Source organism: Neolewinella aquimaris (assembly GCF_014197245.1).
Lineage (GTDB): Bacteria > Bacteroidota > Bacteroidia > Chitinophagales > Saprospiraceae > Neolewinella > Neolewinella aquimaris.
In genome coordinates this window covers 297,382-322,158 of the sequence record NZ_JACIFF010000003.1, presented here as the reverse complement: position 1 = coordinate 322,158, position 24,777 = coordinate 297,382, and the positions used below count along the sequence as shown (strand labels likewise).

Genomic DNA, 24,777 nt, shown 5'->3' with positions numbered 1-24,777 from the left:
CCGCCCGGGTAGTTATGTCGGGTTAGTAGCGGATGGCTTTCCCCCCGAAAATCGCCGGTTTCCTTGCAGGACTTTTACATTGGCGCAAGGAGCAGGAACATGGCCGGCCGTTTCTGAATCTCTGCTCCTGCGTCCCCGCCCCAGTCCGCAATGGGTGCCGTGTGGATCCACTCCGTGTCCGTTGTCAGGTCCACGGCGACGGAAAACAGGGTTGTTGACGAAAGTGCCTCCACGGCGGTTTCGATGGTGGCCTGGTTGCGGTAGGGTGCTTCGATCCAGAGCTGGGTCTGCTTATTGCGGCGACTGTCGGCTTCGAGGCGGCGCAGGTCTTTGGCGAGTTGCGGGCGTTTGGGACTCAGGTAGCCGTGAAAGGTAAACGACTGGCCGTTCAACCCGGCAGCCATTAAACTCAGCAGTATGGCGGACGGCCCCGCCAGCGGAACCACCCGAACGCCCGTCCGGTGGGCCAACAGCACCAGTCTTGACCCGGGGTCGGCCACCCCCGGCGCTCCGGCATCGGAGAGCAGGCCTACATCTTGCCCCCCGAGCGCGGCTTCCAGAAAGGCCGGTAACTCATGGTCGCGGGTACGCTTATTGAGCTCGTAGTAAGTGCATTCCTGCAGGCGGTGGTCGAGTTCTACTTCTTTAAGGAAGGCACGGGCCACCTTTCCGGTTTCGACTACGAAGTGCTTGATCCGGCGTGTGATCGCCAGGGTACGTTCGGGGATGGTGTCGATGGCCCCCGGTCCGAGGGTGGAGGGAATGAGGTAAAGGGTGCCGGTCATGGCCCAAAAGTACTAGTCCACGATCAGCTCGGCCCGGTTGAGCTCCTGCTGGCGGATGTTCTGGGGCAGTTCCCGGTATTCGTACTGCTGGGTACGGAGCTGCGGACGGAAGCCGGCTTCCCGTATGGCTTCCTGAATGCCGTCGGCCGTAAAGCGCCAGCGGGCTCCGGCGGCGCTCACTACGTTCTCCTCGATCATGATGGAGCCGAAGTCGTTCGCGCCGGCGTGCAGACAAATTTGCGCCACCTGCTTGCCGACCGTCAGCCAGCTCGCCTGAATGTTGGTCACGTTGGGCAGCATGATGCGACTGAGGGCGATCATGCGGATGTACTCATCGCCGGTCACCGTATTGCGGGCACGTTTGATCTTTTTAAGTATGGTATCCTCATCCTGGAATGGCCACGGGATGAAGGCCAAAAAACCCTTGGCGTCGGCCGGCTTTTCGCTCTGCACCTGCCGCATGCGCACGAGGTGGTCCATACGCTCCCAGTTCGTCTCGATGTGGCCGAACATCATCGTTGCCGAGGTCGTGATGTCGAGCTTATGGGCAGCGCGCATAACGTCGAGCCATTCTTCTCCACCACACTTACCCTTGGAGATTAGGCGGCGTACCCGGTCGCTTAGGATTTCCGCCCCGGCGCCGGGGAGGCTGTCGAGTCCGGACTCCTTGAGTGCCTTCAAAACGTCGTAGTGACTCATACCCTCCAGCTTGGCCACGTGGGCGATCTCCGGGGGGCCGAGGGCGTGTAATTTTAGTTGGGGGTACAGCGATTTCAATTCACTGAACAGGTCGCAGTAGAATTTCAGTCCCAGATCGGGGTGGTGGCCGCCCTGCAACAGGAGCTGCTCGCCGCCGAAGGCAAAGGTCTCTTCGATCTTCTGCTTGTACTCCTCGATGCTGGTGATGTAGCTCTCTTCGTGACCGGGCCGCCGGTAGAAATTGCAGAACTTACAGTTGGCGATACAGACGTTGGTCGTATTGCTGTTGCGGTCGATGATCCACGTTACGGTCTGCTCCGGCACCGACTCGAAGCGCAGCCGGTTGGCTACGTACATCAGCTCGGCGGTCGCGGCATTTTCCAGGAGCCATACCCCTTCCTCGGCGGTGAGCCATTCGCGGTTGAGCCCCTTTTCCAGCAGTTCGGCAGTGTTCATACCGGGAAAACGGTCGAGGGGGAGGGTAGTTGTCTGGGTACTTTCATTTTTTACTGAAAGTTTGCCCCCTCGTCGGCCGACTATAAGTCGTCCGCCGAGTAGGGCAGGGTAAACATTGAACATTCCTACTCCAGTCGGCGGACGAGCCTCGTGCCTCGGTCGGCCGATGACCTACTCGCCGGCCGACTACAAGTCGTCCGCCGAGTAGGGGCAAGGATAACGTTGAAATTACCTACCTAGTCGGCGGACGAGCCTCGTGCCTCGGTCGGCCGACGACATCTCGTGGGCCGACTACAAGTCATCCGCCGAGTGGGGGCACGGGATGAACAATCAGGATTAGAACAAAATTTGGATTTATCAATAAAATTCCCAATAAATCGGTGCTGCCGCTTGGATTTTATTTTCATACCTTCCTGTTACCGTTTAATCACCAGAATTATTGCGGCCGCGCAACTCACTATACACGCACATGAAACTCCAGCTCCTACTCTATGCGCTTCTCTTTGGTGCATTGGCGTCCGTTCAGGCGCAGACCACGGTTACCGGTACCGTAACCGATCTTGATAATCAACCGCTTACGGGCGTAACCGTCAGCATACCCACCTCCGGCGCCGGTACCGTAACGGATGTCGACGGTCGCTTCAGTCTGCCGGCACAAATTGGCGACGTGCTGCGCTTTACCTACATCGGGATGGAGGCGCAGGAAGTCGAAGTAGAGGGCGACAGCCCGTTGAACATCGTGCTGGAAGAGGATGCCACCCAACTTGATGAGGTGGTAGTCGTCGGCTACGGAACCAGCAAACGCTCGGACGTAACGGGATCCATCGCCTCCGTCAACGATAAGGACTTCAACAAGGGCGTGGTCGTCAACCCCGGCCAGCTGTTGCAGGGCAAGGTCGCGGGGGTGAACGTCACGGCGGCGAGCGGAGAGCCGGGGGCGGCCCAGGACATCATCATCCGCGGGGTGGGGAGTCTGCGTTCGGGTACCACTCCCCTGTTCGTAGTAGATGGCTTTGCGCTGGATAACTCGGGCAACGGCGTACCGACCAACCCGCTCAACTTCATCAACCCAGCCGACATCGAAAGCATCGACGTCCTGAAGGACGCTTCCGCCGCGGCGATCTACGGCGCCCGGGCGGCCAACGGGGTGATCGTGATCACGACGAAGAAGGGGCGGGCCGGACAGTCTCAGATCAACGTTTCGGCCTCCGCCGCGGTGACCTCCCTGGCCCACCAGATCGACGTGTTTTCCGCCGATGAATTCCGCAACCAGATCCGGGCCATCGGCGGCATCCTCAACGACGGCGGTGCGAATACGAACTGGCAGGAAGACCTGACCCGTACCGCCAACACCCACCGCGTCAACCTCTCCCTGAGCGGCGGTGCGGGTAGCGGCAGTTACTTCGCTTCGTTTTCCGCCGAAGACCAGGAAGGGCTGCTGCGCAACAACGACCTGCAGCGGTACTCCGGACGATTGAACATGACCCAAAAAGCACTGAATGATCGCCTGAACGTAGCCCTGAATTTTTCCGCCACCCGCTTCAGCAACCGCCGGCCCAACTCCAATTCGGTGGTAACGGATATGCTACAGCTCAACCCGACCTTCCCGAGCGGGACGGACGGCGACCTGCCCGACCTGGTCGGCGATAACATCAACCCCCTCGTCCGGGAGCGCATCTACGACGATGTCTCCCTGAACAACCGCATCCTGGCCAACATCGCTCCCTCCCTCGAAATCGTTGACGGGCTCACCTACCGCTTCAGCATCGGCGTGGACTACTCCCTCACGAATCGCGACGTGCAGTACATGCCGTACCCCAGCATTGCCGACTTCGACCTGGGCAGCCTGGATTCGTACAATACCACGAACACCAATACCCAGACCGAAAACACCCTGACCTACGATTGGGACCGGGGCGCTCACGACGTGTCCCTCCTGGCCGGACATACCTACCAACAGATTGAGGTGGCCCGGAAGGGATTCTTCACCGCCGGTTTTCCGAACAACGGGGTAGAGCCCCGCTATCAGGTAGGCGCAGCGAGCGAGCCAACGCGGCAGTCCGCCTCCGCCACGATCAACGAACTGCAATCCTTCTTCGGCCGGGTCAATTATGGCTTCGACGATAGGTACCTGATCACCCTCACCATGCGGGCGGACGGCTCCTCCAAATTCGGGGCCAACAACAAATACGGCTATTTCCCCTCCGTCGCCATAGGCTGGAACCTGACCAACGAAGACTTCCTGGCCTCCAGCAAGGTGCTCACGATGCTGAAGCTGCGCGGCAGTTGGGGGCAGACGGGCAACCAGGAGATTCCCGCGAAGATCACCCAGGCCAGCTTCACGGAAAGCAACAGCAACAACGACACTTACCCCCTCGACCCGAATGCTACCGACCTCAGCGGCTACCCGTACGGCTCCATCTATACCCGCCTGGCCAATCCCGATATCCAGTGGGAGGTGTCCACCCAGGCCAACGTCGGGCTGGACTTCGCGTTGTTCAACTACCGCCTGACCGGCAATGTCGACGTCTTCAATAAAGTATCGGAGAACATCCTGCTCGAAGTCGCGCCGGTCGACCCCATCCAACCCGTCGACAAGTTCTGGACCAACATTCCGAATATGGAGATCCGGAATACCGGGGTAGAACTGGCCCTGAACTACAGCAGCGACGAGGCCCGGGACTTCGTCTTCGGGATCGGTGGCAACATCTCCATCACCGGCAACGAGGTGCGCAACTCCCCCTACAGCATCCTCACCACCGGTTCGGTGATCGGGGCCGGACAGACCGGCGCTACGGTCAATGGCGTCCTGAACGGCGAGCCCATCGGCACCTTTTTCGTGCAGGACTTCCTGGGCATAGGAGAGGATGGCCTAAACCTATTCGCCGACCTCAACGGCGACGGGGAGATTCTGGACAACGACCGCTTCTCCGCGGGCACGGCCCTGCCGACCTACATCTACGCGATGAACTTTGACTTCGCCTACCGCAATTTCGACCTGGGCATCAATTTTAACGGCGTCGGAGGTAACAAGATATTTAACCACGTGGCCCTGTCCATCTTCAATAAAGGCAATCTGGCCAACTCCCTCAACACCACCGACCTGGCGGTACAGTACCCCAACGAGGACGTATCGAACTCCAACCGGGTATCCACCCGCTACCTCGAAAACGGTGACTTCCTCCGACTTAACAACGCCACCCTCGGCTACAATTTTGATCTGGACCGGCTCGGCATCGGGCAGGCCGTAAGGAACATTCGGCTGTCCATCACCGGGCAGAACCTGCTGCTGTTCACTGACTATTCCGGCTTCGATCCGGAGATCAACACCGGCAGTTCCGTCGGCGACATCCAGACCTTCGGCATCGACTACTTCAGCTACCCGAGGGGCCGCACCTTCCTCTTCTCCGTTGACGTCACTTTCTAACTTCCCCAAGCGCAACATCATGACTACCCTCCGATATACCCTGTTGATCGCTTTCCTGAGCCTACTAAGTGGGTGCACCGATCTGAAGGAAGAAGTACTGGACGAATCCTTTACCGGCAGCGGCCTGGCGGAAACCATCAGCGGTGCTATTGCCCCTGCCTACGGGCAGGTTTCCTGGACCTGGCGACACACCAACTACTACGGCTTACAGCTCATCGCCTCCGACGAGGCGATCCTGCCCCACCGGGGCGGCACGGACTGGTTCGACGGCGGCAAGTTCCTCGCGGTGCACAGCCACAACATCACCCCCACCAACGATCTGGTCAGCAGCTCCTGGAACGAGCTCACCCGCAACATCTCGCGCACCCTCACCGCCATCGAAACCCTGCGCCCGCTGGTCGACGTGGGCAACAGCCAGGCCGAAAGCGCGCTCTACGAAATGATCGCCCTGCGCGGCTACCTCAACATGCTCATGCTCGACAGCTGGGGACTGATCTTTAAAAAGGAAGTTTCCCTCGAGACCTCGGAAATTCTGCGCGGACAGGATGCGGTGGACTACATCGCGAGCGAGTTTCTCTCCGTGGTCGATGTGATCAATACGGACCTCGGATCGGGTCGAATGACGCAGACCGCCGTTTATGGCTTCCTGGCCCGCCTGCACCTCAACGCCGCCGTGTACCGCGACCCCTACGGTACGCCAAACTTTCAGGATGAGGACCTGAGCAAGGTGATCGAATACACCTCCAACGTCATCAACTCCGGCCTGTACGACCTCTCCCCGGAGTACTTCAAACTGTTCGACGACGACAACAACAGCAACAGGGAACTGATCTTCGCCCTCGACCAGCGCGGCGTGCTGGAACGGGAACACAGTCGCTGGACGTACTGGTCGCTGGCGGGATCTCTGTGGGGCCGCCCCGAATTCCCCAGCTCGGACGGCACCGACGGTCCGGCCATCACGCCCGATTTTTACCGGACCTGGGAAGATGCTTACTCGGTGGACCCGGCCGAAGCCGACGCCCGCTTCTACATGCAGAACCAGAAAATTCCGGACGAGCTGCGTGATCTTACCGGCCTGTCGCCGGCCAACGACGAAGACCATTACTACTGCACGACGCCGGAGGAATACGAATTCGACCGGGGCATTATCCGGGGCATCATTTGGGGGCCGCGGAAGGACGAAAACGGCGCGTTCCTGCGCTGCGACGGCAACGACAACGTCTACCGCATCTATCCCGTGATTCAGATCAAGGGCAACGGCCCCGACCGCGACGTGGGGTACGTGAACCACGAACTTCAGATCGACTACACCAACGAGGGCCGGCTGCACTCCAAGGGATACCGGGTTTCGAAGTACCAGTTCAGCCGCACCTCCCCCAATGCCAACAACTTCAGCAGCATCGACATCGTACTCATGCGTCTGGCGGAAATGTACCTGATGCGGGCCGAGGCCCAACTACGAATGGGCAACGCCGAGGCTGCCCTGGCGGACGTCAATACCGTCAGGACGTCGCGTACGGCCCGCGAACCGGTACCGGAAGCCCTGGCCTCCGTCGATCTGGATATCCTCTTCCGGGAACTCGGGTTCGAATTTTACTGGGAGGGCCTGCGCCGTACGAACCAGATCCGCTTCGGGCGGTACGAGGACACCTGGACCGAAAAAACCGACAACGACCCCATGAATCGACTGTTCCCCATTCCGCAGTCGGCCATCGACGGCGCATCGAACACTCCGGGGTACCTGTCCCAGAACGCCGGCTACTAGCTACCTTAGGCGCGATACCGGCATATTCATGACACTTACCCACCACTGGCTGATCGCAGGCCTGCTCCTCCTGGCTACCACCCCCCTGCTCGCACAGGCCGAATACCGGGTCCACTCCCACAACGACTACCTCCAGGAAGTGCCCTTCTGGCTTGCGTACAGCAGCGGTGCCGCCTCGATCGAGGTGGATCTGGTGCTACAAAACGACACCCTGTACGTCGCCCACGCCCGTCAAGAGATCGACCCCACCAGAACCTTCTCCAATACCTACCTGGAAGAACTCGACCGCTTGACGGAAACGGAAAGACTTCGCCCCGTCCGGCTGCTCATCGACCTTAAAACCGAAGCCTACGCTACCCTGGATCGCGTGATTGCCGCTATTAATGCATACTCCAGTCTGACCCGTGACGGTAAGGTCACCTTCATCATTTCCGGCAACCGCCCACCTCCGGAAGATTATCCCAACTACCCGGACTTTATCTATTTCGATCACCAGAACCTGGATGATCTCGACCGGGTAGACCTGGCCAAAGTGGCCATGATCAGTCAGAGCTTCCGCAGCTACTCCGTCTGGAACGGCTACGGCAGAATGACCGCCCGTGATCTGGCCCGCGTGGATTCGGTCATCCAGCTAGCCCAAAGCACCGGCGCCCCCTTCCGCTTCTGGGCCACTCCTGACACTAAAACGGCCTGGGCGAGCTTTGCCCGTCTTGGGCTAGATTACATCAACACCGACCAGCCCACGGCGGCCCGGGCCTTTCTCAACAAGCTAAACCAACATACTTACGCGGCGCGTCCCCCCTTTGCACCCTATGCTCCCCAATACGAGATCGACGCTTCCGCATCTCCCCGAAACATCATCCTCATGATCGGTGACGGCAACGGGCTGGCGCAAATTTCAGCGGCCCGCATGGCTAACGGGGGAGAACTGTCACTCACCAGCCTCAAACACATCGGCCTGGTGAGTACCGCAGCGGCCGATGACCCCGTTACCGATTCGGCCGCGGCCGGCACCGCCATGGCAACGGGAGTAAAGACGAACAATCGCGCCATCGGAGTCGACACCGCCGGTCGGCCGTTGCTATCGCTCGTCGAGCAGCTCAGCGCCCACAATTACCGGACGGGCGTCATCACCACCGACGGGATTGCCGGGGCCACCCCCGCCGCCTTTTACGCCCACACGCCGGAACGGGACGATTCCGAAAAAATCCTTGGCGATCTAATCCGGAGCGACCTCTCGTTCTTCATCTCCGGCGGACAATCGCTGGAAAAAGCCATTAGCGGCCGCTTTACCCCTACCTCGCTGGATCGGTTCGAAACCCTGGACCATCCCGTGGCCATTCTCAACGGCACCGACAAAATGCCGGCAATGGCAGACGGCCGCGGTGCTTTCCTACCCGGGAGCGTAGCCAAAGCCCTTTCGGTCCTGGGTGCAGATGAACGCCCCTTCTTCCTCCTGATCGAGGGTGCCCAAATCGACAACGGCGGCCACGCAAACGAAATCTCGACCATCGTCACCGAAATGCTCGATTTCGACCGTACGATTGGCGAGGCCCTCCGATTTGCCGATACCGACGGCCAAACCCTGGTGATCGTCACCGCCGACCACGAAACCGGTGGACTAGGCATTGCGGGCGGCTCCACGGAAGGCGAAGTGCGGGCCGATTTTCTGAGCGTCGATCATTCAGGCACGATGGTCCCCCTATTCGCCTATGGCCCCGGCGCTCACGCATTCACCGGCGTATTCGAGAACACGGAGATCTTCCACCGCATCATGGCTGTTCTCGGAATCGAAAAGTAGGGAAGCGGGCGGCGGCGCGCAGGAGCAGAGAAGTCCCTGAGGAGCCGTTACCTCACCCATCCACCGGGCCTACACCGTCCAACGGGGTGTCCGAATTTCCCTCAGTCGGCGGACGAGCCTCGTACCTCGGTCGGCCGACGACTGCCCCCTCGTCGGCCGACTACAAGTCGTCCGCCGAGTAGGGGCAGGACCATTTAGAGGTAGGACCATTATTGAAGGTTACGATTTTTCAAGCACGCGTCCAGTCGGCGGACGAGCCTCGTGCCTCGGTCGGCCGACGACTTGTCTTGGCCGACGCCTACCGTTTCAGTCGCTCCCGCTCACTGAGTTCCTTTAGTTTTTCCCAGAAGGCTTCGTTTTCGCGCTCCTTCTTGGTTTTATTGAAGGCGTCCTCCTTTAGGAAGGGTTCCTTCTTCCGGGTTTCGCGGGTGATCTTCTTCTGGCGGGCTTTGACCTCGTGCTCCTCCAGCTCCGAGCGATAGACATAGGCGCCGAAAATGCCCATCACCAGACCGAGCAGGTGACTTTCCCAACTTACGCCCTCCTGACCGGGAAGGATGCCGACGATCATACCGCCGTAGTAAAACAGGACAAGCAGCGACACCGCTACCGCCCGAAAATCGCGCCGGAAGATGCCGCTAAAGGCGAGGAATGCTGCTAGCGCGTACACCACTCCACTGGCACCGATGTGGGTCACGTGCCGTCCGAGCACCCAAACGAGTGCCCCGGTGCCGATCCACAGGGAAGCCAGAACGCGGGGCCATAGCCGTGGGTAGAAAAACACCAGCAGGCCCGTCAGGGAAATGAAGGGCACGCTGTTACTGAGCAGGTGACCCCAGCTGCCGTGGAAAAAAGGGGATAGCACGATTCCCGGCACCCCGGCCAGCTCCCGCGTGTGGAGGCCATAGTAGGCGCTCAGCAGGCCGCCGGTGAGGTAATAGTCGATCACAAACACAACCCACATTAGTGCCAGCAGCCCGAGGGGCCATTTAATGACGTTCTTGAGGTTGCGTTTGCTGAGCATGGCGTGAGACTTATTCGTCGCGCTTACCGGCCTGTTGGCCCTCGGGCATTTGATCGTCGGAGTAAAGGCGCTCGAAGATGGTGTCGACCTTATTCATCTCATCGAGGGTCTCGTCCATAAAGTAGGAGAGATCGGGTAAGCGGCGGAGGTGACGCTTCAGGCGATGGGCCAGCGCACTTTTCAGACGGGAATGCTCCTCGTCCATTTGCAGGATCACGGCCTGTTTGTTGTCGGTATTCCAGATGCTGAGGTACACTTTGCCTACGCTCAGATCGGGGCTGACCTGTACGTCCATCACCGTGACCAGGGGCTGAGCACCGTAGATGTACGATCCTTCCTGCTGGAGCACGATGCTGAAGTTGCGCTTAATGAGTTCGGCGACCTGCCGTTGTCGTTTGGATTCCATGGGGAAAGGTTTTTTGGTTGGTACAAGGCAACGCTGACACTTAAAGATAGGTTGCTCGGGAGGGAGCTTACAGGGTTTTAAGATATTCCACTACCGCCCACCGCTCCCGATCGCTCAGTTTATCGCCGAAAGTGTGGCCGCCGTTTCCGTATCCCGGTACCGTGGTGTCAAAGGTCCACTGCTTATTTTTCGGTTCCGGATCATACAGCCAACCGAGTCTTTCGTGGTCGTAGGCTTTGGTGTCGCCACTCCGCGTCCAACGGTCGGGGCGGCTCTTGCTGTCCAGCAGCTCATAGATCGTGGGTACCGACCCATTGTGCAGGTAGGGAGCGGAGGCCCAGATGCCGTCTAGTGGGGGTGCCACGTACCCATCCGTTGGCTGGAAATAAGATTTCGGCTCACTGGTGGCAAACCAGCTCTTGTTGTACCACTCGACAATCCCCGATTGGCGGATGTAATCAGCGTAGAGGCGATCGGTCTTTACTACGTCGAGGTGAATCACCTTGTTTGGATAGGTTTCTTCCGCACCGTAAGTACCGTGGCAACCGGCGCACTTGTCGTTGAAGAGTAATTCACCTTCCCTGGCCATTACCTCATCCACCTCACCGGGGTAGGCAGGGGGTTCCAAAGTCTGCAACCAGGCATACACGTCCTTAAAGGCTTCCACCGATTTGCGGCTGTGGGTGCTGTCCGGCACGCCAAGTACGCTGGCCTGGAGTAGCAATTTAGGCATGCTGCCCCGGCCGATGCCATTATAATAGAGCGCATTTTTCTTCTTGACGTTCCAGAGGGGCGGGGTATCGGTGGCGATGTTGTAGTCCCACATCTCGTACTGCGGCTCGTCTACGTAGGTAAGATCCTCGGGATCACGGTGCATCATGCACGCTTCCGCCAGGCGAAAGGCCGGGTTGGCACCGGGTTGCGTGGTTTTGATCTTCGGTGCCATCACCTTGAAGTAGCGACCGAAATCCTTGAATGCCGCCACTTCGGGGTCTTCCTTTTTGTACTTCAGGCCCATACCGATGCGCATGCCCTGCCCCATCACGACCATGCTTTTTTCGTAGTCGGACCAGCTATCTCCCAATCCCAGTACGAGTTGTCCGTCCACCTCTCCCGAATGGCAGGTGAAGCAATTTCCATTGACCGTCTCCGCACCGTTGGGGGCCAGAAAAGCGGTCATGAAGTAGGGCATTCCTTCATTCAGTGCATTGCGGGGATACAGACTGTCCTGCGGCATTGTCGGTGCCTGCTTCCGCATTATGGCCATGGGTACGCCACTGCCGATGTAGTCGCCGTGGATGAGGTAATCCAGTCCGGCCACCGGATCGCCTCCTTCCGGCTGAGGACTAGCGGGGATGACCTGCGATTTCCAGGGAGCATCGCTGACGGGCTCCACCTCCGTAAGGGGCATGTATTTATTGCACGCCACCAGAAGGGCGAACGCCAGAAAAACGAATAGTTTACGCACGTGGCTTATTAAGGGTAGGTCGTGCCGGTTAAACAGCGAATTTTCGTTTTCGTTGCGGGTTGAGTATGGGCGTTTCAGGTTGAGGGGCCTTCGGTCCGAGATAGGTTCAACCGCGGATTACGCGGAGGGCGCAGATTTATTCGCGGATTTTGAGCCGCGCCAAAAAGGTCGAGGGGCCTCTGGTGCGAGATAAATCACTGACAACCGCGGCGGGACGCCACGAACCATGAGACCGCGGTGGGACGCCGCGAACCGTTATTCTCCGCAGCGTGCTCCGTGGAAACTTACGGGTATGCCCAGTTCTATGTCGAAGGGTTCGCCACGCTTAGTGGCTGGTGACCAGCGCACCTTTCGTTCTACGAGCAGATTAAGTACCCGCAGGGCTTCTTGTCCGTTGCGGTGATCCTTGCACCGGCGAACCTGCAGCGCTTCCATCAATCCGGTGGACTTGTTAATTTTGAAGGATACGATTACTTGCTCGCGGGCGGAACCCTTGGGATGGACTCTGTTCGTTTCGATGAAGGTGGAGAACCGCTTGATCCCACAGAATACCCGGTCTTCGTAGCCGGCTTCATCTTCGCATCCCGGATAGATCGGTAGGGACAACTTTTCTTTTGGAGGCAGGCGGGGCCGTTGTACGGAAATATCGCCACACTCCCGCCCGCTGCCGTTGAAGTAGATCTCCATTGCCCGTCTTTCGTGCCCGTACCTGGTATCCTGGCGTAGGGTTTCCCTGGCCGCTTCGGGTGCCTGCCGAAATCCCCAAGCCAGCATGGATAGCAGGAGGGTAAGTACCATGCCGGCGGCAAAAAAGCGGGAGTTCAGACCGAAGGTATTCATGGTAGAGGCGTTTTACCAAAGTTAACGCATGGAACTGAGTTTGTCAATGCCCCTCACCCCTCAATCCTTCATTCCTCGTTCACCCCCTCACTGTACCGGATCCCCCCTCAACTCCCGGTATTTTTTACGGGCCTCCACCGCCAAAATGCTGTTGCTGTAGTCGATAAAAAGGGTTTCGTATAGCTGTTGTGCCTTGGCCTTGTCGTCGAGCTGATTTTCGTAAAGCCCGGCCAGGGCGAAAAGGGCGTTGTCGAGGCGGATACTCTTAGGGTAGTTGTCGATGACTTTTTGGTACTGCCCGGCAGCCTCATCGTACTTCCGGAGTTTGTGGTACAGGCGGCCGCGGAGGTAAACCACATCATCCTCCAGATCATGACCGGGAAAGTCATCGACTAACTTATCCAGGGTGGCGAAGGCTTCGTCGAATCGGTTCTGAAACGTAAGCAGTTCGGCATCGGCGTAGGTCTGTAGGGCAACGGCACTGGTATCGAGACCGAGATTATCCATTATGAAGACCGACAGGTCGAGGGCATCATTGGCGATGAGGCGGGAGGTAGAGGCTTTGAGCACGTCAAACTGCGACTGCGCCCACTCGAAATCGCCCCGAAAGTAGCTGAGGCGGGCGTTGCGGAAGCGAGCTTCGTGCCCCAACAAATCCTCCTTAAATTGCTTGTCAACCTGACTGTACAACAGCGTCGACTCCCATACTTCTCCCTGCATCAGGTAGTAGTCTGCCAGGGCGATCTTGGCACGGGCGCGTACGTTTTCCTCCACGCCGTTGAGCTCGACAATACGAAGGAGAATCTCCGTTGCTTTGGGGAGGTCATTGAGGTAAAGGGCTTCAAGTTCCGCCAGTTGGATCGCGATGCGGGCCGAGGCCGGGTTGTTACCGAACTGACCCAGAAATTCCAGGTAGGCGGTTTCGAGAATTCGCAGATCGTCTTCGGTGTAGGCGTAACCGTTCGTGATCGCCCGGCGGCGGGTCAGCAGACCTTCCCGCTTGGCCTCCAGGTAATAGGGGGAGGCGGGTGCCTTATTCTCCACGATGTAGTCGAAGGCGGCGATGGCCGTCTCGTAGTCGCTGGCATTCGAGGCCAGGGTCCCGATGTCGAACACCCGTTCTCCATTCTCGCTAAGCTTCCTATCCAGGGCCCGCGCTTGCCGTAGGGCACCCTTGTAGTCTTTGCGCTGAATGAGGATCCAACCGAGCATTTCGGGGTATACGGGATTGTCCTTGCGGTCCTCCTGAATCCGGGCGTACAACTGCTTTTGGGCCTCCTCCAGGCCCTCACTGTCGAGGTAGCGTTGAAAGTAGGTCTGCACGTTGCGGCCCCGGCGGGGATCCTCGACCAGCGCATCGAGGTAGTTGGAAATCATGGGTTCCACGTCTCCCTTCCGGCGGTACAGGTCACCGAGGTTAAAGGCGAACGACACGTTTCCCTTCAACAGCTTATCGCCGCGCTCGTAGGTTTCGATGGCGTATTCGTACTTGGTCAGGACGATGAAGGCGTTGGCCAGTTGGGTGATCTGGATGTGGTCGCCCTTCAGGCTTTTGATGGCTTCCCGGTACTGCTTTTCGGCCGCCGGCGCGTCAAATTTTTGTTCGAGCAGCTGTCCGTACTTGACCCGTAGCGCGAGCTCGTCGGGCATGCGTTTGATCTGCTTTTTCAGGGCGTCTTCGGCCTCGTCGTAGCGCTGCAGGTTCATGAGGCTGCTCACGTAGCGGTCGAAGTAGAACGGATTGTAATTCTCCTCGGCCAGTGCCAGGTAGAGCTCTGCCGATTTTTCGTATTCGCCGTCCATGAAATACTGCTGCGCCAGCTGATTGGACTGGGCGGAAAGCCGGCACACGCCAGCGAGAATAAGGAGCAGGAGAAGATTGCGCATAGTCCAAGATAAACGCAGTCGCGCCGGATTAGGTGTAATCCGCCCGGCATTTCCGGCCTTCACTGCTCCTGCGTCCCCGCCCAAACAATGTGCGAACACCAATATTGACGAGATAACGTATATTAGCAAGGGCCGAGACAAGCCGCCACGTGTTCCCCAGCTTGTTTTGAAACGAGGCACTGATGACGGTAGAAAAAGTACTTTACGAGAGCATACGCTCGCGCATTTCCTATGTGCCCGAAAGTAAGTGGGGGCAGCCCGTGCTGCGTAAAAGCCTCAACTATGAGTTCCCTACACCCCGTGAAATCGCCAAATTTTATACCGAACACGACATTACCGAGGGACTCAACCTGCCCGGGGTGCGCCGCACGCTGGGAAAGGAAAAAATCAAGAACCGCCATTCGCTGATCCTGGAATGGATCGATGCGCCCACCCTGGCGGATCTGGCCGGGGAACACCAACACGATGTCACCGACGTGCTGCACCTAGCCGTTTCACTCAGCGATGCCCTGCGGAACATCCACGAGAGCGGCATCATCCACCGCGACATCAGCCCCTACAATATCCTGGTCGACCTGCCGGAGCGGAGGGTGACGGTTATTGACTTCGGCATTTCGACGCGCATCAACCTAAAGGAACAAAACCTCGGCAACCCCGAGCGGCTGGAGGGCAACTTACGCTACATTTCCCCCGAGCAAACCGGCCGCATGAACCGGGTGGTGGACTACCGCACCGACCTCTATTCGGCCGGCGTCGTGTTCTACGAGATGCTGACGGGTTGCCACCCCTTCGACACCCACGACCCCCTTGAACTGGTACACCGCCACATCGCCCAGCGACCGGTGCCGGTGAACACGGTGAACCCCGAAGTACCCGAGCAACTCTCCCGCTTGGTCGACCGACTGCTGGCAAAGAACGCGGAGGACCGGTACCAATCCGCCCGCGGCCTGCACCACGACCTGTGCCGTTGTTTGAAGGCCCACACATCCGGCGGGGGTATCGGCTCATTTCCCCTTGGAGAAAACGATCATTCGGGGAAGTTCCAACTCGTTCAGAAGCTCTACGGCCGCGAACGGGAAGTGACCGAGTTGCTGCGCGCCTTCGAGCGAGTGGGTCAGGGCAAAATGGAGGTGGTACTGGTGGCCGGATACTCCGGTACGGGCAAATCGGCGCTCGTGCGGGAGGTACACAAACCAATCACCCGGGCGCGGGGCTACTTCATCGAGGGCAAGTTCGACCAATTCCAGCGGGCGGTGCCCTACTTTGCCCTCATCGAGGCCTTTACCCGCTTCGTCGACCTCATTCTGACCGAAAAGGAGGAGCGACTGGCGGGTATTCGCGATAATATTCAGGCTGCCGTCGGGACCGAGGGGCGGGTGCTTACCGCCGTCATTCCGAACCTGGAACTGGTCATCGGTCCCCAACCGGAAGTACCGGAACTGGGTGGGTCGGAATCCCAGAACCGCTTCAACTACGTCTTCCGCAAATTCGTACAGACGATCTCCAGCGCGGACCAGCCGATCGTGCTCTTCATCGACGACCTGCAGTGGGCCGATTCAGCCTCCCTCGGCCTGCTGCGTATGCTGCTCACGGACATCGACAACCGGTACATCCTCTGTATCGGCGCCTACCGCGATAATGAGGTGAGCGCATCCCACCCCTTTATACAAACCATCAACGAAGTGCGCGAGGCCGGCGCCACCGTCTCCACCATCGAGATCGGCAACCTAAGCCGGGAAGACGTCAGCCAACTAATCGGTGACGCCACCGCCGTATCCCCGGAAAAAGCGGATGAACTGACCAAGCTGGTGTACGAAAAGACGCGCGGCAACGCCTTCTTCACCACCCAGTTCCTCCACTCCCTGTACGAAGAAGGGTGGCTGAGCTTCGATCACCAGCGGGCGATCTGGGACTGGAACGCTACCGAAATCCAAGCCCTGAACATCACCGATAACGTGGTCGAGCTGATGGCCGGGAAGATCCGCAAGTTACCGGGCCCCACTCAGGAACTGCTAAAGGTCGGATCCAGCATCGGCAGCAGCTTCCGGGTCGAGACGCTGGCCCTGATCGAGGGCACCTCCGAGCGGGAGGTGACCGAGACGCTCTTCGCAGCCCTGTACGAAGGACTCATCGTACCCGACGGCGAGGATTACAGCTTCGCCCACGACCGGATCCAGCAGGCCGTCTACTCCCTCATCCCGCCCGCCGAAAGCGCCCCGATGCACGCCCGGATCGGTCGGCTGCTGCTCTCCAGCATCCCGGAGGCCGAGCACGGTGAGCGGCTCTTCGACATTGCCAACCAGCTCAACCGTGGGCTATCGGCCATCACCGATCCGGAAGAACGACTCCGCTTGGTCGACCTGAACCTGGCCGCCGGCCGGCGGGCCAAGCAGGCTTCGGCCTTCCGCAGGGCGGCGGAGTACCTGCAAGTGGGGATCGACCTGTTGCCGGAGAACCACTGGCAGGAGCACTACGCGCTCAGTCGCGACCTCCACACCGAAGCCGCGGAGTGCAACTACCTGAGCGGCGAGTTCGCTACCATGGACGCCCTGATCAAAGAAGTGCTCGATCACGCCCGGGCCCTGCTCGACAAGGTGGCTCCCTACGAGATCCGCATCCTTTCCTACAAAGCCAAAAACCAGCTGCACGAGGCCATCGATACCGGGCTGGAAGTACTGGCCCAGCTCGGAGAGCGGTTCCCGAAGAAGCCCCGGTTGCCGCACGTGATGGCCGACCTGCTGCGCACCAAACTGAAGCTTTACGGAAAGGACGTCGATGCGCTCGAGCAACTGCCGGTGATGGTCAACCCGGAAAAGATCGCGGCCATGCGCATCATTGCCGACATCGCCTCATCCTCCTACTGGGCCCGGCCCAACCTTTTTCCCCTCGTCATTTTCCGCATGTGCCACATGTCGCTCCGCTACGGCAATACCGCCCTGAGTGCCTTCGCCTTCGCTACCTACGGCGTCATCATGTGTGGCGTGCTGGAGGATATGAAGTCGGGCTACCGTTACGGAAAACTGGGCCTGGCCCTGATGGAAAAATTCGAGGAGCGCGCCTGGACTACCCAGATCTACTGTCCCGTCTACGCCCTGATCATCAACTGGAACGAGCACGTCCGCAATACGCTGCGGCCCCTCCAGGAGTCCTACCACATCGGCCTGGAGACCGGTGCCATCGAGTTTGCCTGCATCAACTCCAACATTTACTGCATTCACTCTTACCTCATCGGCCGCCCCCTGCCGCGCATCGAGGAAGAGACCGCCGCCTACAGCCGCAGCTACCGCCAACTGAAGCAGGAAACCAACTTCAACTACAATGAAGTATACCGCCAGGGGATGCTCAACTTCATGGGCAAGTCCGCCAACCCCCTCATCCTGACCGGCACGGCCTACGACGAGGAGAAGATGACCGTCCAGAATGCCGAACGCAAGGACCAGACGGGCACCTTCTTCATTCACTTCAATAAGCTCATCCTGGGCTGTCACTTCCGCGACTATGCGAACGCAGCCGTCCATGCCGAACGTTGCCGCGACCTCCTCGAAGCCGTGCTGGCCAAATTCGAGATCCCGAACCACCATTTTTACGAAGCCCTGGTGTACCTGTCGCTGTACCGGAAAGCCGACGCGACGCTCCAGCGCAAGTACATGCGCCGCGCCAAGGCCAACATCCGAAAGATGCGGAAGTGGGCCAGGGATGCCCCCGAAAACTACCGGCACAAGGCCGACCTGATGGAAGCGGAGCGGTACCGGGTACAGGGCAGGTTCGGTGAGGCTCGCCTGGCTTACGATCGTGCCATCGCCGGGGCGGCGGCCAACGACTATCTCCACGAAGCGGCCCTGGCTTACGAGCTGGCCGGGCGGGCCTACCTGAACGAAAAGTTCGAGAAGCTGGCCGAGTTTTACATTAAGTCGGCCTACAGCAATTACCGGGAGTGGGGAGCCGAAGCCAAACTGAAGGACCTGGAGCGCCGCTACCCATCGTTCGTATCGGCCACGGGACGATTGGGCGGTAGCGCTACCAGCGGCACCCACACCCTGCAATCCTTTTCGGATTTCAACCACACCACCAATCTGGATCTCCAGACCGTGCTGAAGGCCGCCACTTCCATCTCGGGGGAGATCCAGCTGGGGAGTATGCTGAACAACCTGATGTCCATCGTCATTGAAAACGCCGGAGCCGACGAGGGAGTCCTCCTGCTAAAGCGGGACGATCGGCTGCTCGTTCAGGCCGCGTTTTCCGTAGAAGGGGCGGGGACGCAGGTGCTGCAGGCTATTCCAGTAGAGCAATCGGATCTGGTGGCACAGTCCGTAGTGGAGTTCGTGAGCCGTACGCGCCGCCCCGTTGTAATTGACGATGCGGCCAACGACGAGCGGTTTGCCCACGATCCCCACCTGTCGTCGGAAAAGTCCCGCTCCGTGCTCTGCCTGCCCTTCGTCAACCAGGGCAAATTCGTCGGCATCCTCTACCTCGAAAACAAGCTGGCGACGGGTGTCTTCACGCCCGAGCGGATCGACCTGCTGGCGCTGCTGTCCGGACAGATCGCCATCTCCATCGACAATGCCCTGCTTTACGAGAACCTGGAGGAAAAAGTGCGCGAACGTACCGAGGAGCTGGCGGTGGAAAAAGCCAAGTCGGATGATCTCCTACTCAACATCCTGCCCCAGGAAACGGCCGAAGAACTCAAGCAATTCGGCCGCACCGTGCCACGTCGCTTCGATAGCGTAACCGTGATGTTCACCGACTTCAAGGGCTTCACCTACCACGCGGAGGGCATGACGGCCGAGGAGCTCGTCAGCAGCATCGACGTGTACTTCCGGGCCTTCGACGAGATCATCGGCCGCCACAACATCGAAAAGATCAAGACCATCGGCGACGCTTACATGTGCGTGGGTGGCCTGCCGACCCCCAACGACACCCACGCGGTGGACATGGTCAATGCCGCCATCGAGATTCAGGCGTGGACGGTGGCGCAAAGCCGGGAACAAAAAGCGCTCGGCCTACCCCACTTTGAACTCCGCATCGGGCTGCACTCCGGACCGGTGGTGGCCGGGGTGGTTGGCCAGAAGAAGTTTGCCTACGACATCTGGGGGGACACCGTCAATACTGCCGCCCGGATGGAATCGAGCGGTATTCCCGGCAAGATCAATATTTCGGGCACTACCCGCGACCTGATCGCCCACCGCTTCAACTGCGTACACCGGGGGAAGGTGGCCGCCAAGAATAAGGGGGAAATCGACATGTACTTCGTGAAGCCGGATGTACCCAGCACCCGGGAAGCCTACTCCCATAACTATGAACTATGACTCACCCACCCACTACTTCCCGATCATGGGCAGATACCGCCATTCTCGATACCCTTGGCGGACTTCGTGACCGAGCCGTGCTCTGGTTCACCGCTAAGGGCTTTGCGGTCGCCATCGCGTTGCTGGTTTCCCTGTTTGGTAAACGCCGCATGTCGCACGACAACGGGATCGCGGCCCGGGGCATGGTGACCATTCTCGATAATCCGCAACTACCCCCCCACGAATTTTTCCGTCCCGGACGCACCTTCCCGTGCCGGATCCGCCACGCAACGGCCACCTTCCTGGACGATGCCGTACGGGGAATACGCAGCATGTCAATCAAGTTTTCGGACCACCACCTCCGTAGCCCCTTCGATATTCAGATGAACACGGGTGCGGTGAGCCTCTTCTGGTCGGCGGCGAGCTTCCTGCAGTTTGCCCGCATGCGCAAGGAGAAGTGGGGGGTCGAGTACCACGACTATTACCGCAAGTACCCCAGCGGCCTCGCGGGAGCGGAGGAGGCCATTCGCGAAAACCCGGCATCCTTCCATGATCTGCGCTACTACTGCAAAACCCCCTTCCGCTTCGTGGGCGACGACAACATCAAGCGCTACGCCAAGTACCGGGTCCGCCCCTTCGACAACCAGCCGGAGTCGGGTATCCTGCACAGTCCCGATGCGACCGACATCGCCAACCAACGCGTTCCCCGCCACGATCCACGGGGCCGCAACTACCTGAAGTACGAATACGAAGACCGGGTGAAGCGGGAGGGTGCCAAGTACACGATGCAGATCCAGCTGCTGACCGCCGCCGCCGATGAGGACCCGGAGATCTTCAACAACATGAAGCCCTGGAACGAAGACCTTCACCCCTGGCACGATCTGGCCGTGATCGAGATCGACGAAGCCCTGGACTGGAAGGAAAGCTGCCGCACCACCTTCTCGATTCGCAACATGCCGAAGACATTGGGGTTCCTGCCCGCCAAATCCATTTTCGATTACAATTCCCTCAATTACATGCGGGCCCAATCCGGTCTGGCCCACCGGGCGCGGTTCCTTAACTATGCTCTTTTCGGTTACCCACCGAGGATTCCCGACAACGACAACCGCAACTACTCCGACTGGGAGAATCCGCCCAGCATCATTAATCGCACCTATCCCGGTGTAACAAAGTAGTAGCCATGCAGTCCGACAATCGATCCGGTAAGCGCGTAATCATGGAAGTAGACCAGCCGATGGTTGATCCCCGTGAGGTATGCGAAGAATGCCTGAAGAAGACCAAGATCCGCTATCCGGACCAGGGCAATTTTTTCACGCCCCACCTGCGCAGCATCAACCACCTCGAGGTTGGCCGCTCCAAGATCATCTCCAGTCCCCTCACCATCCTGCTCGAGTATGTCGTGCTGCTCTACCAACGGACCAAGGAGGGCATACAGCACTTTCTGCGGCAATTGTTCCCGCGTCACCCCCGCATCCGGGGTCGCAATTTCACGGGGGCATCTTTCGTCGGTCGCACCACCTACGCCGGTCGCTACGACCACGGCAAGCCCATTCATCACCTCCACGTAGACGCATGGGCTCGCACCTGGTGGGGCAGTTGGCGACACCTGGCGGAGGGGGTCGCCGGTCACGACGGCAGATTCCGGCTTCCCTACGACCTGCGCGAAGCCCGGTCTTGGGCGGTGCGGCGAATCATAGTCGAAGTATCCCAGCTGTCCTTCCTCTACACCGAACGCGACAAACCGCGCCCCGTCCACTCCATCGCCGAATCGATCCGGGTGCCGAAGAAGGAACTCACCGGGATGGAATACAACCTGCGCGACATCCAGATCGACCTCTGGGCCTACCGCCGCGATACCCGCATCCCGCGCACCTACATCAACGACCACGACAAGGACGCCCCCGAGCGCTACGTGCAGGGCCGTACCGACGCACTGCAGGACCAGATCATCCCCATCGAACTCACCAAGCTCAAACACCTCGCCCAGCTGGAAACGGCACCGGAAACCCTCTCCATTCCACAGATCCAGGCGGATTACCCCCCTAATCTGACCACCTGCATCGAAAATACCCTGCCCCCGGAACTTAAGGGATACACCCGCGGCGATGAGTTTTTCGGCGCTCGCATGATGAACGGCATGAACGCCGCCAGTTTCACCCCCGACCCCGGCCACCCCCAGCATTACTGGATGCTTTACTGGGGCTACCAGGGATACGATCACAACGACATCTTCGCCTTCCCGACTACCGAGATCAAGTACACCATCCGTCCGGGCAACCATACTCCGATGCCCGTGGAGATCATCCTGACCGGCCAGCTCAACGCCTACAACCGGGATCCCTGGCAACGACGCCGGTTCCGCCCCGCGGACGGGGAGCAGTGGATGTACGCCAAGCGCGTCGCCCGCTCGGTCGGCGGACTGGTATCGGAGGTCGACGACCACTTCGCCCATACCCACACCAATACGGAGCAATACGCCCTGGCCGCCTTCCGCAACCTCCGCCTGAACCCCGTCAACTGGCTGATGCAGCCCCACCTCCGGGAAGTCTCTCTCGTAGATCATACCGCCGACCGCATTCTAGTCTCCCAAAAACACGGCTACATCCCCCGCGCCTCGGCACTTACCGGTCTCGGCATCCAGCAACGGGTAGAGGATACCATGGGCGTCCTGGACTGGAAGGGGCGCGAACCCATGAAGGTGATCAACGACGCCCACACCTTCGCAAAGGCGGAAAACCTCTTCTGGGACATTACCCGGGAGTACGTCAACGACTTTTTCGAACGCAATCTGGAAGCCATCGCCGAGCACTGGCTGGAGATCTACCTCATGTCGGAGGATATGGTCAACCACAGTGTCCGCGTCTTCCGGTCCCGGATCGACCTGGATAAGCTCGACGAACGCGAGCGCGAAATGATGGAAAAGCGGATTGCGTACTTCGAGTCCCGCTATAGCTTCGATCCCACCCTGCCCCGCCGGACCGTCGACGGGGAACTGAAAATCCTGTCCCCCATCACCGAATCAAAGACCTTCCTCGACGCACGGCCGGAGGATCTGCAAAACCTAAAGGACTGGTGCGTATACGTCATCCACACCGCTACCTTCATGCATACCTGGGTCAACGAGCACCAGTACGAAGACATCGGTGAGGTCCTCTACAGTTGTCTCGGCCTGCGCTTCGGCGATGGTCCCGACGGCGTCTTAGCCCCCGAATCGGATTACCGCATTGCCCCCGACCCCGTCCGCGCTACCCAGATGATGTGGTGGAGCAACTTGCTTTCCCGCACCGAATACGGCTTCATCACCCGCAACGAGGACGGCGACATCAATCCCCGCTTCTCCGAAATGCTCAAGGCCCACGAGGAGGAATTCCGTCGCTACGGCGTCATCGTGGATGACATCGAGGCACGTACCAATATCTAACGCTTATTCCGATTTTCCCAGCACCCGCGCGCCGCCGCCCGTTACGACCACGTCATCCTCCAGGCGGATGCCGCCGAAATTACGGTAGGCCGCAACTGCTTCGTAGTCAATAAATTGTGTGTGGTTATTCTCCTCGCGCCAGCGATCGATCAGCGTGGGGATGAAGTAGATGCCCGGCTCGACGGTGACCACAAAGCCTTCGCGTAGCTCACGGCCGAGGCGTAGGTTGCGGGTGCCGAAGAGGGGACTGCGTTTGATCCTATCGTCGTAGCCGACGAAGTCCTCCCCCAGGTCTTCCATATCGTGGACGTCGAGACCGATCATGTGGCCCAGGCCGTGGGGGTAAAAAAGGGCGTGGGCCCCGGCAGCAACAGCCTCGTTGGTATCGCCGCGCATGAGCCCCAGTTCTTTGAGTCCGTCGACGATGATGCGTGCCGACTGGTCGTGCAGATCGCGGTAGGCAACGCCCGGGCGGATGGCCTTAATTACCCGTTCCTTCGCATCGTTTACGATATCGTACACCGCCTGCTGACGTTCGTCCATTTCCCGGCCTACGGCGAAGGTTCGCGTAAGATCGCCCGCATATCCGGTGGGGGTTTCGGCTCCGGCGTCGATCAGGAGCAGGTCGCCTTCCTGCAGGGTGTTGCCGTGGTAGTGGTTGTGCAGGATGTGGCCATTGCGGGTCACGATGGCCGGGTAGCTGAGCCTGCCTCCGCCCGAGATGGCGATGCCTTCGATGAGTCCGGCAACCTCGGCTTCCGTCATGCCCGGCTTCGTCTGGGCGCGGGCTGCTTCGTGCATTTTCAGGCTGGTGCGGACGGCCCGTTCCATCTCCGCGATCTCTTCCGCGCTCTTCACCGATCGCAGCTCGACGACGGCACGGATCAATTCTTTACTAGGTGCGGTGCCTTCTCCGAGCCACTCCTCGATGTGGCGCTGGCGTGCTTCGCGGTAGGGGGGCAGGTAGTGGACGTTTTTCGCGGTTTTGAGGAGTTGGGCGAGGTCTTCCAGGCTTCCTCCGGCCCGGGCACCGATGCGTTCGGCCAGTTCGGCGGTACTGGGGTGTTCGCCCATCCAGACGATATCGTCGAGGGTCAGGTCGTCTCCGTAGAGGTGGCTTTCTCCCGTTGCGGCATCGATGGTGAGCACCAGGTCGGGCTGGTTGTGGCCGGCAAAATAGCGGAAGTTAGAGTCCTGCTTGAAGGGGTAGGTATTGCCGCGGTAGTTCATGGCTGCCTCGCCGTTTCCGGGCAGGAGGATGAGGCCGCTACCGACCAGTTGGGCCAGTCGTTTACGGCGTTCGGTATAGGTGGTGGGGGAAAACATGGGGCGTAAATTTAGGGCGGCGGTGCGCGGGTGCAAGGTAATGAGCGGATAGCGGTCGGACGGCTTAAGCGGTCGGACGGGGTGACCCCGTCCGTCGTTTCGATTGCCGGACGGGGGGTACCGGTTGGACGGGGGGTACCCGTTGGACGGTGGTACCCCGTCGGACCGCTGTAGCTCACCTCCAGCA

Annotated in this window: 14 protein-coding genes; 6 read left to right on the top strand and 8 right to left on the bottom strand. The window is 59.4% G+C overall.

Annotated elements, in window-relative coordinates:
* Positions 1–74: 74 nt before the first annotated feature.
* Together GGR28_RS07970 and mqnC are read right to left on the bottom strand one after the other, a co-directional pair.
* Positions 75–785, bottom strand: coding sequence for an SAM-dependent methyltransferase (locus GGR28_RS07970; RefSeq protein ID WP_183495236.1), 711 nt, complete (start codon positions 783–785; stop codon positions 75–77).
* A gap of 12 nt (positions 786–797) precedes the next feature.
* Positions 798–1,940: a cyclic dehypoxanthinyl futalosine synthase gene (gene mqnC, locus GGR28_RS07965; RefSeq protein ID WP_183495235.1), complete on the bottom strand. Its 1,143-nt coding sequence runs from the start codon at positions 1,938–1,940 to the stop codon at positions 798–800.
* A gap of 469 nt (positions 1,941–2,409) precedes the next feature.
* Here mqnC and GGR28_RS07960 point away from each other — a divergent pair, with 469 nt between their 5' ends.
* From GGR28_RS07960 to GGR28_RS07950, 3 genes are read left to right on the top strand one after another with little or no spacing between them, the layout of a single operon-like run.
* Positions 2,410–5,367, top strand: coding sequence for a SusC/RagA family TonB-linked outer membrane protein (locus GGR28_RS07960; protein ID WP_183495234.1), 2,958 nt, complete (start codon positions 2,410–2,412; stop codon positions 5,365–5,367).
* 19 nt (positions 5,368–5,386) lie between these two features.
* Positions 5,387–7,132: a RagB/SusD family nutrient uptake outer membrane protein gene (locus GGR28_RS07955; protein WP_183495233.1), complete on the top strand. Its 1,746-nt coding sequence runs from the start codon at positions 5,387–5,389 to the stop codon at positions 7,130–7,132.
* Between the two features lie 28 nt (positions 7,133–7,160).
* Positions 7,161–8,933: an alkaline phosphatase gene (locus GGR28_RS07950; protein ID WP_183495232.1), complete on the top strand. Its 1,773-nt coding sequence runs from the start codon at positions 7,161–7,163 to the stop codon at positions 8,931–8,933.
* A gap of 298 nt (positions 8,934–9,231) precedes the next feature.
* On the opposite strand, the gene GGR28_RS07945 is transcribed toward GGR28_RS07950, so the two are convergent.
* From GGR28_RS07945 to GGR28_RS07925, 5 genes are all read right to left on the bottom strand, one after another.
* On the bottom strand, positions 9,232–9,957 hold the full coding sequence (locus tag GGR28_RS07945; RefSeq protein ID WP_183495231.1) for a rhomboid family intramembrane serine protease: 726 nt from the start codon (positions 9,955–9,957) through the stop codon (positions 9,232–9,234).
* 10 nt (positions 9,958–9,967) lie between these two features.
* On the bottom strand, positions 9,968–10,363 hold the full coding sequence (rbfA, locus tag GGR28_RS07940; protein WP_183495230.1) for a 30S ribosome-binding factor RbfA: 396 nt from the start codon (positions 10,361–10,363) through the stop codon (positions 9,968–9,970).
* Positions 10,364–10,430: 67 nt separating this feature from the next.
* Positions 10,431–11,831 (bottom strand): c-type cytochrome, encoded by a 1,401-nt coding sequence (locus GGR28_RS19320; protein WP_183495229.1) that lies wholly within the window; start codon positions 11,829–11,831, stop codon positions 10,431–10,433.
* A 255-nt stretch (positions 11,832–12,086) separates the two neighbouring features.
* Complete coding sequence (locus GGR28_RS07930) at positions 12,087–12,671, bottom strand: energy transducer TonB (RefSeq protein ID WP_183495228.1); 585 nt, start codon at positions 12,669–12,671, stop codon at positions 12,087–12,089.
* An 87-nt stretch (positions 12,672–12,758) separates the two neighbouring features.
* Positions 12,759–14,558 (bottom strand): tetratricopeptide repeat protein, encoded by a 1,800-nt coding sequence (locus tag GGR28_RS07925; RefSeq protein ID WP_183495227.1) that lies wholly within the window; start codon positions 14,556–14,558, stop codon positions 12,759–12,761.
* Positions 14,559–14,740: 182 nt separating this feature from the next.
* Here GGR28_RS07925 and GGR28_RS07920 point away from each other — a divergent pair, with 182 nt between their 5' ends.
* Genes GGR28_RS07920 through GGR28_RS07910 form a run of 3 tightly spaced genes read left to right on the top strand, consistent with a single transcriptional unit; the run spans position 14,741 to position 23,264 of the window.
* Complete coding sequence (locus tag GGR28_RS07920; RefSeq protein WP_183495226.1) at positions 14,741–19,864, top strand: adenylate/guanylate cyclase domain-containing protein; 5,124 nt, start codon at positions 14,741–14,743, stop codon at positions 19,862–19,864.
* Positions 19,861–21,018: a catalase family protein gene (locus tag GGR28_RS07915; RefSeq protein ID WP_183495225.1), complete on the top strand. Its 1,158-nt coding sequence runs from the start codon at positions 19,861–19,863 to the stop codon at positions 21,016–21,018. Before GGR28_RS07920 ends, GGR28_RS07915 begins: the two co-directional genes overlap by 4 nt.
* A 5-nt stretch (positions 21,019–21,023) precedes the next feature.
* A complete protein-coding gene (locus tag GGR28_RS07910; protein WP_183495224.1) occupies positions 21,024–23,264 on the top strand; it encodes a hypothetical protein in 2,241 nt (746 codons plus the stop codon).
* Positions 23,265–23,267: 3 nt separating this feature from the next.
* Here GGR28_RS07910 and GGR28_RS07905 read toward each other — a convergent pair whose 3' ends face one another.
* Positions 23,268–24,590, bottom strand: coding sequence for an aminopeptidase P family protein (locus GGR28_RS07905; RefSeq protein ID WP_183495223.1), 1,323 nt, complete (start codon positions 24,588–24,590; stop codon positions 23,268–23,270).
* Positions 24,591–24,777: the final 187 nt, after the last annotated feature.